General features: G+C 36.5%; 3 protein-coding genes. 2 read left to right on the forward strand and 1 reads right to left on the reverse strand.

Annotation, left to right across the window (positions count from 1 at the left end; translation table 11 throughout):
* On the reverse strand, positions 1-791 hold a 791-nt coding region (locus AC1DRF_RS25975; protein WP_477742074.1), incomplete at its 3' end, for a YitT family protein.
* A gap of 248 nt (positions 792-1,039) precedes the next feature.
* Here AC1DRF_RS25975 and AC1DRF_RS25980 point away from each other — a divergent pair.
* A complete protein-coding gene (locus AC1DRF_RS25980; RefSeq protein ID WP_274156428.1) occupies positions 1,040-1,393 on the forward strand; it encodes a YolD-like family protein in 354 nt (117 codons plus the stop codon).
* A 122-nt stretch (positions 1,394-1,515) separates the two neighbouring features.
* Positions 1,516-1,656: a hypothetical protein gene (locus tag AC1DRF_RS25985; protein WP_013056833.1), complete on the forward strand. Its 141-nt coding sequence runs from the start codon at positions 1,516-1,518 to the stop codon at positions 1,654-1,656.
* The last annotated feature ends 135 nt before the right edge of the window (positions 1,657-1,791 follow it).

Below are 1,791 nucleotides of genomic sequence, written 5' to 3' on the forward strand. Positions count from 1 at the left end.
TCCTGTACGACCACAAAAGCTTGTTCGTCGACTTTATGAATAATACGCTTTAATTCTAGCAGTTCTTGTTTGTTCACAACTACGTACAATACGTCTTTTGCTTCTTTTGTATAGCTTCCATGAGCAGAAAAGACAGTGACGCCGCGCTGCATCTTTTTATTGACTTGTTCGGCTACTTCAACTGAACGGTGTGAAATAATAGTGATCGCTTTGCGAGGGTTAAGTCCTTCAATGATATAATCAAGCACCTTCGTTCCGATGTAAAGAGAAATAACCGTATACATTGTCTTTTCTCCGCCGATGACAAAATAAGCGCTTGCTACAACTAATAAATCAATTGCCAGCATCGTTTTGCTAATATTCCAGTCTAGATATTGATTAGCTAAGCGGGCAATAACTGCAGAGCCTCCGGAAGTTCCGCCGCCTCTAAACACAAGTCCGAGTCCTACACCAGCTAAAATACCAGCAAAAATAGCCCCCAGTAGCGTATCGTCAAGAGGATTTCCCAGTCCTTCAGTTATATGTAGGAATAGAGAAGTGAAAATAATACATATAATTGTGTAAACAATCACACGTTTATGAAGCAATTTGTATCCGATCAGTACCAGCAAACCGTTTAATATAAAGTTTGTGATACCCGGAGACCAGCCTAGTACATAATAGGTAATCATTGTTACACCGGTTACGCCGCCTTCTGCTAATTCATTTGGAATAGCAAAGTAATTAATGGCCAGTGCGAAAATGAGGCTCCCTAGAATAATGAGGATAATTTCTTTTATTTTATTAATCATGAACGTTACCTCCAATCATCAAAAGCTCCGAAAACACAGTCATGACAATGTATTATACCAACTCTAGAGACCGAATTAAAGATGGGATATTATTATTTTTTTAAAAATCAGTTTCTGCTATTAACATAAAATCTTTTGACAGTTTTTATGGAGTATGAAAAAATGAATTGTTTGCTTTTATTTTGATTAAAAAGTTTTGCAATGAGAATATTCGTTCGGTAAAATAGAAGCAAGAGTCAAGGGGGAGAATGAAYGTGTATCAAGATGAATTAAAACAGTATGCGAAGTTAGTAATGCCCGAGCATTTAGAGAAAATGAAGAAAATGTACAGTCCCGATGCGCATAAGCAGCCTTTAGGGTTGAAAAAAGAAAAGATTGAGCATATTGAAAATGTCATTATGAACAGTTACTCGGAGCATCATCCAGTAACGCTTCACGTCTATGAAGCAGGACATATTCAAAGGTATGAACGAGTGACGATTGATAAAGTCTCGCTGCAGTCGAATACGCTGATGGTTACAGGCCCTTATTATACATATTCGATTCGAGCGGATGCAGTAATTGAAGCAGATGTATGGAAAGATGAAAGCTACTCTAGCTAAGAGTAGCTTTTTTGTTCGTTTTGTATCTTTTTTTTAACGCATGCATACAATACATAAAAGCATATTCTGCGAGTAGCAACTTCTAGCTACTAGGAAATTTTAATTAAAGAAGGGATTATTGTATGCAAAATGAAAAAACTCAAGTAAGAGAAATCGAATTAACGCAGTTCATTAAAAAAAGGCTCGTTCGTTTTATCTCAAGTTTAGCTATTTCTTCTGCCCTTGCTTCCATATTATATATGCTTCTGTTTTTATTTAAATGATGGGTCACTTTGAGTTGTCCAAAAAGGTGGACAACTTTTTTGGTGTGTAGGCTTTTATGAAATCAGGACAAGCTATGGCTGATTCAGTCAGAAAAATTCAATCGGTCAAGAAATAGTCAAAAACAGTCATAGTTA

Source organism: Priestia sp. P5_B4 (assembly GCF_056400385.1).